Below are 6,721 nucleotides of genomic sequence, written 5' to 3' on the forward strand. Positions count from 1 at the left end.
GAAGATGTCATTGGAACTGGCTGAGAAAACGGATATCACCGTCGAAAAATAGGCGTAAGTCATTGACGCCATAGCGCAACATGGTGAGGCGATCTGGTCCCATGCCAAATGCAAAACCAATGAATTGTTCCGGATCAAGCCCCATGTTACGAACCACATTGGGGTGAACTTGACCTGAGCCTGCGACTTCCAACCAACGACCTGCCAGCGGACCGCTAGGGAATTGAATATCAATTTCTGCGCTAGGTTCAGTAAAGGGGAAAAAGCTCGGCCTGAAACGAATAACCAAATCATCGTTTTCAAAAAAGGTTTTACAAAAATCAGTAAAAACCACTTTCAAATCTTTGAAGCTGATGTTTTCGCCAATCCATAAACCCTCGCATTGATGAAACATGGGCGAGTGCGTTGCATCGCTGTCAACACGGTAAGTACGCCCCGGGGCAATCACTCGAATTTCTGGCATAGCTTTGCCCAGAGCCTGGTACTTTTGCACATGAGCCATTGCATGTCTTATTTGCATGGGACTGGTGTGAGTGCGCAGCAAATAACCACCCTCTACATAAAAGGTGTCGTGCATCGAGCGTGCCGGATGGTCTTCAGGCGTATTGAGTGCAGTGAAGTTAAACCAGTCTGTTTCAATTTCAGGACCTTGGGCCACTTCAAATCCCATGGAAGAAAAGATATTTTCAATACGCTCGAGACTCAAAGTAACTGGATGCAAGCCTCCCTTGCTGTGAAAACCAGCAGGCAAAGTTACATCAAATGTTTCGGACTTGAGTTGTTCGTCTAACTCTGCATGCGCAATCTCTTGACGCTTTTGATTAAGTGCAAGTTCTATGGACTGCTTAGCTGCATTGATCAAAGCGCCTTGGCTTTTTTTGGTTTCTAAATCTAACTTTGCCAAGCCCTTCATGCGCTCGGTGATTTGACCGGATTTTCCCAAGAACTGGGCTTTGGCATTTTCAAGCTCAACAGGCGAGGTACATGAGGCAAACAGTTCCTGTGCCTGTTTCACTAAGAAATCGAGCTCGTTCATAGCATGTCTCTGGTACAAATGAAGAAGGGATTGAAGCATGTAAACCTCAACCCCCTTGGATCAATAAACTACCCGATGTAAATCGGATAGTTCAAGGGCCGGATCAGGTAGCCAATTTGGCCTTGACCTGATCAACAATATGACCAAAGGCTGCTTTGTCGTGAACAGCCAGATCAGCCAGCATTTTGCGATCAATCTCAATGGCTGCTTTGCGCAAACCGTTGGCAAACTGGCTGTAAGTGATACCAAATTCACGGGCTGCTGCATTGATACGGGCAATCCACAATTGGCGGAAAACACGCTTTTTGGCACGACGGTCACGGTAGGCGTATTGCCCAGCTTTCATCACCGCTTCTTTGGCGATGCGATAGACATTACCGCGGCGACCGCGAAATCCTTTGGCAAGGGCCAAAACTTTTTTGTGTCTGGCGCGAGCCGTCACACCACGTTTTACGCGAGGCATATCAAATTCTCCTTGTTCGTCCGTTGATCACAGGCCAGACATGGGCAGCATTTGCGCCATGTGACCCATATTGGTTTCATGCACACCGGTAGGACCGCGCAAGTGACGTTTGTTCTTGGTCGTCTTTTTGGTTAGGATGTGGCGTTTGAAGGCTTGACCGCGCTTGACGGTACCTCCTGGACGAACGCGAAAGCGCTTTTTAGCGCTGCTTTTGGTCTTCATTTTGGGCATGTGTATGCTCCTGTTTTTTGTGCTCGTGAGGCGCTGCGAACCAGACGCAGACTTGTTAGCCCCGAGACACTTGTTTGCGTGGCCTTTTACGCTGTCGCTGCCGGAGCAGTTTCAGCGGCGGGTTTGGCTACGCTACCCGGTTTTTTCTTGCCCGGCGCGATCATCATGACCATCTGCCGACCTTCCAGCTTGGGGAACTGCTCGACCACAATCAAGTCGGCCAGTTCATCCCGAATTCTTTGCAATAACGCCATGCCGATTTCCTGGTGGGTGATCTCCCGTCCCCTGAATCGCAAAGTGATTTTGCATTTGTCGCCATCGTCTAAAAAGCGTTTGATGTTGCGCAACTTGATGTTGTAGTCGCCGTCATCAGTGCCGGGCCGGAATTTGATTTCCTTGACCTCGATCACTTTTTGCTTGGATTTGGCATCTGCTGCCTTTTTTTGTTCCTGGTACTTGAATTTGCCGTAATCCATCAACCTGCAAACCGGCGGAACAGCGGTTGGTGAAATTTCCACCAGATCCACATCGAGCTCACCAGCCATTCGAAGTGCTTCAGAAAGACTCAGAATGCCAATGGCTTCATTGTTCGGGCCGCTGACGCGGACTTCGGGAGCCATGATTTCCCGGTTAAGGCGGTGTTTGCGTTCCTCGCGTTGACGGCGATCGCGGAATTCAGTAGCGATGGTTCAATCCTTCAAAAAATCACTGATAAATCAGCTGAAAACACCGTGCAATGGGGCTCTTAGCAATGACAAAAATCATTGTTTGGAGGCAATGTCAGAGGCTAACTTTTGGGAGAAAGCTTCGAGTGTCATCACGCCGAGATCAATATTGCCCCGGGCGCGCACTGCGACGGTACCGGCTGCCATTTCCTTGTCACCCATGACGAGGATGTAAGGCAGCTTTTGCATTGTATGCTCGCGTATTTTATACGTAATTTTCTCGTTACGCAGATCCTTGCTCACCCTAAACCCTTGATTTTTCAGCTTTTTGACCACATCAAGGGCATATTCAGCCTGTGCGTCGGTGATATTGAGCACCATGACTTGCTCGGGAGCCAGCCAAACCGGCAGCGCGCCTGCGTGCTGTTCAATCAAAATTCCGATAAAGCGCTCCAGACTGCCCACAATCGCGCGGTGTAGCATGACCGGCCGATGGCGTGCGCCGTCCTCACCCACGTACTCGGCGCCTAAGCGCTCGGGCATAGAGAAATCAACCTGAATCGTGCCGCACTGCCATTGGCGGCCGATGGCGTCTTTCAAGGTGTATTCGATTTTCGGACCGTAAAAAGCGCCGTCTCCGGGTGAAATGATGTAGTCGCAACCGGAGGCCTTCAAGCTTTGGACCAACGCGTCTTCAGCGCGGTCCCAGCTTTCGTCCGAACCTATGCGCTGCGCCGGGCGCGTGGCGATCTTGTAAATGATGTCGTTGAAACCGAAGTCTTTGTAGACCTTTTGCAGCAACGAGGTGTAGGCTACGCACTCGTCAAGAATTTGCGCCTCGGTACAAAAGATATGCCCGTCGTCCTGAGTGAAACCTCGTACCCGCATGATGCCGTGCAAGCCGCCGGTGGGCTCGTTGCGATGGCATTGGCCGAATTCGCCGTAGCGCAAGGGCAATTCGCGGTAACTCTTGATTCCCTGATTGAAAATCAAAATATGCCCGGGGCAATTCATGGGCTTGAGCGCGTAGTCGCGTTTTTCCGACTCTGTCGTGAACATGTTTTCGCGGTACTTGTCCCAATGCCCGGTTTTTTCCCACAAGGTTTTATCCAGAATTTGCGGCGCTTTCACTTCCAGATAGCCGTTGTCACGGTAAACCTGACGCATGTACTGTTCAACCATTTGCCACAGCGTCCAGCCGTGCGGATGCCAGAACACCAAACCGGGTGCGTGGTCATCGATGTGGAACAAATCAAGTTCACGACCGAGTTTGCGGTGGTCGCGTTTTTCTGCTTCCTCGAGCTGCGTTAAATACAACTGCAAGTCTTCCTTGCTGGCCCAGGCTGTGCCGTAAATGCGTTGCAACATTTCGTTTTTGCTGTCGCCGCGCCAGTAAGCACCGGCCACTTTCATCAACTTGAAATGCTTGAGCTTGCCGGTGCTAGGGACGTGCGGGCCGCGACACAAATCTTCAAACTCCCCTTCCCTGTAAAGACTCACGTCTTCACCGGCAGGAATGCTGCCGATGATCTCGGCTTTGTAATGCTCACCCAGTGACTTGAAATAGGCCACGGCCTCATCGCGCGGCAAAACACGGCGCAACACCTGCTCGTCTTTGGATGCCAACTCAGACATGCGTTTTTCTATCGCCACCAAATCTTCAGGCGTGAAAGGCCGCTCAAATGAAAAATCGTAATAAAAGCCGTTTTCAATCACCGGCCCAATGGTGACCTGGGCTTGCGGGAACATTGACTTGACCGCATAAGCCAGCAAGTGCGCCGTGGAGTGGCGAATCAATTCCAGACCTTCAGCGTCCTTAGCGGTCACGATGGACACACTGGCGTTGTGCGAAATGCTGAAGCCGGCATCGACCAGTTGACCGTCAACCTTACCGCCCAACGTGGCTTTGGCCAATCCAGCGCCAATGGAGGCAGCGAGTTCGGCAACCGTGACCGAACCGGGGAATTCACGCAAAGAGCCGTCAGGTAATGTGATTTGAACCATGTGTCTGAAATTAAAAAGCGCGGAACCAACCGCGCTACTTTCTGAAAATGCCAGTCGGTGATTTTCCCATAAAAAAGCCCGGCCGAGGCCGGGTTTTTTAAAGCGAACAATCTCAGTGGAATTGCTCTTCTTCGGTAGAACCGGACAAAGCTTTCACGCTGGATGAACCGCCTTGGATCACCGTGGTCACATCGTCAAAGTAACCGGCGCCGACTTCCTGCTGGTGCGACACAAAGGTATAGCCTTGTTCGCGAGCGGCGAATTCGGGCTCTTGCACCATGTTCACGTAATGCTTCATGCCTTCGCCGTTGGCATAAGCGTGTGCAAATTGGAAGGTGTTAAACCAATTGATGTGAATGCCAGCCAAAGTGATGAACTGGTATTTGTAGCCGAGTGCAGACAAATCTTCCTGGAAAGAAGCGATTTGCTTGTCGTTCAAATTCTTTTTCCAGTTGAAAGATGGCGAGCAGTTGTAGGACAACAATTTGCCGGGGCAGGCAGCATGCACGGCCTGGGCAAACTCGCGCGCAAAACCGATGTCTGGCACACCTGTTTCGCACCACACCAAGTCTGCATAAGGAGCGTATGCCACACCACGGCTGATCGCTTGCTCTAAACCGTTTTTGACACGGTAAAAACCTTCTTGCGTGCGCTCGCCGGTCAGGAAAGGCTTGTCGTTTGCATCATGGTCTGAAGTGATGAGGTTTGCTGCTTCGGCATCGGTTCTGGCCAGAACGATAGTGGGCACGCCCATGACGTCGGCGGCAAAGCGCGCGGAAATCAATTTTTCGCAAGCTTCGTGCGTGGGAACCAACACTTTGCCACCCATGTGTCCGCATTTTTTGACAGCCGCGAGTTGGTCTTCAAAGTGCACACCGGCGGCACCAGAAGCAATCATGTTTTTCATCAATTCGAAGGCGTTCAACACCCCGCCGAAACCGGCTTCTGCATCCGCCACGATGGGAAGGAAATAGTCGATGAAATCTTTGTTACCGGGCTCGATGCCGCGTCCCCATTGAATTTCATCGGCGCGCTTGAAAGTGTTGTTGATACGGCGCACCATGGTGGGCACAGAATCGTAGGCATACAAAGACTGGTCCGGATACATGGTCTCAGACGTGTTGCCGTCTGCGGCGACTTGCCAGCCTGACAAATACACCGCTTCCAGACCGGCTTTGGCCTGCTGCATGGCCTGACCTGCACTGATGGCGCCGAAAGCGTTCACATAGCCTTTTTTGGAGCCACCGTTGATCTTGTCCCACAGTTTTTCAGCGCCACGTTGAGCCAGCGTATGTTCGATATGCATGCTGCCGCGCAAACGCACCACATCTGCGGCGCTGTAGCCGCGTTTCACGCCTTTCCAGCGGGGGTTCTCGGCCCAGTCTTTTTCAATGGCGGCAATTTGCTGATCACGGCTTTGGGGTGTTTTGGACATGTTGTAACTCCTGAGTTGATTGAAATGCATGAGATCTGCCAATAACAGCTGATCAGAACTTTCATTTTATGTCTTATATAAGACATATTCAAGCTCTTGTGTCTTATAGATGAATATATTTTTCTCTCGTAAAATCAGATACTTAGAAGAGTTTTTAAAGACAAAATACAAAATACTGATCTCGTCGGATGAATAAATGAGGTAGGAATTCGCTTAATATTTCATATTGTGAAAAATCATCCCGTTTTATGAAGAGCACGGCGCTAAAAGCGTTGCCAGAGAGGCAATGAAAAACGAAGAAGACTGAAAAAATTGAGTTTTCAGAGGAGAAATCGAGATTTTTGCTATGAAAAATCAGTTTTCTCCCTTAGGATATATGTGCCGACAAAAGGTGAACCTGGCGGCATTTCAATCACTTCTAGAAGGAAAATGAAAATGGCAACTGCAAAAAAAGCGGCTAAAAAAACCGCAGTGAAAAAAGCTCCCGCGAAAAAAGCTGCTGCGAAAAAACCCGTAGCAAAAAAAGCTCCAGCGAAAAAAGCCCCCGCTAAAAAAGTAGCTGCAACAAAAGCACCTGCTAAAAAAGCAGTGGCAAAAAAAGCACCCGCTAAAAAAGTAGCTGCTAAAAAAGCTCCCGCGAAAAAACGCACGCCCAATGCCGCTTTCATGAAACCGCTGACACCAAGCGGCGCATTGGCAGCAGTCATCGGTTCGAGCCCGATGCCGCGCACTGAAGTTGTCAGCAAATTGTGGGTCTACATCAAGAAGCACAATCTGCAAGACAAGGTCAACAAGCGCAACATCAATGCCGACGACAAACTCAAAGCAGTTTTCGGCAAAGCGCAAGTCACTATGTTTGAACTTGCCAGCCTGATCGGCAAACACCT

7 protein-coding genes are annotated in these 6,721 nt (G+C 50.2%); 1 reads left to right on the forward strand and 6 read right to left on the reverse strand.

Annotated elements, in window-relative coordinates:
- Positions 1-7 precede the first annotated feature (7 nt).
- The 6 genes from AC9UG7_RS01745 to aceA all read right to left on the reverse strand — a co-directional run bounded on the left by AC9UG7_RS01745 (position 8) and on the right by aceA (position 5,834).
- Entirely contained in the window at positions 8-1,036 is a 1,029-nt protein-coding gene (locus AC9UG7_RS01745) for a phenylalanine--tRNA ligase subunit alpha (RefSeq protein ID WP_509583485.1), read from the reverse strand.
- A gap of 103 nt (positions 1,037-1,139) precedes the next feature.
- Positions 1,140-1,499, reverse strand: coding sequence for a 50S ribosomal protein L20 (rplT, locus tag AC9UG7_RS01750; protein WP_509583487.1), 360 nt, complete (start codon positions 1,497-1,499; stop codon positions 1,140-1,142).
- Between the two features lie 27 nt (positions 1,500-1,526).
- Entirely contained in the window at positions 1,527-1,730 is a 204-nt protein-coding gene (rpmI, locus tag AC9UG7_RS01755; RefSeq protein WP_509583489.1) for a 50S ribosomal protein L35, read from the reverse strand.
- Positions 1,731-1,816: 86 nt separating this feature from the next.
- Entirely contained in the window at positions 1,817-2,416 is a 600-nt protein-coding gene (gene infC, locus AC9UG7_RS01760) for a translation initiation factor IF-3 (protein ID WP_509583496.1), read from the reverse strand.
- A 75-nt stretch (positions 2,417-2,491) separates the two neighbouring features.
- Complete coding sequence (gene thrS / locus AC9UG7_RS01765; protein WP_509583491.1) at positions 2,492-4,399, reverse strand: threonine--tRNA ligase; 1,908 nt, start codon at positions 4,397-4,399, stop codon at positions 2,492-2,494.
- A gap of 112 nt (positions 4,400-4,511) precedes the next feature.
- Entirely contained in the window at positions 4,512-5,834 is a 1,323-nt protein-coding gene (aceA, locus tag AC9UG7_RS01770; protein ID WP_509583493.1) for an isocitrate lyase, read from the reverse strand.
- Between the two features lie 435 nt (positions 5,835-6,269).
- On the opposite strand from aceA, the gene AC9UG7_RS01775 reads away from it, so the two are divergent.
- Positions 6,270-6,721, forward strand: a 452-nt coding sequence (locus tag AC9UG7_RS01775; protein ID WP_509583494.1) for an SWIB/MDM2 domain-containing protein, incomplete at its 3' end; no start/stop codon positions are given.

Source organism: Limnohabitans sp. (assembly GCF_046052765.1).
In the GTDB taxonomy this organism is placed as follows: Bacteria; Pseudomonadota; Gammaproteobacteria; order Burkholderiales; family Burkholderiaceae_C; genus Limnohabitans.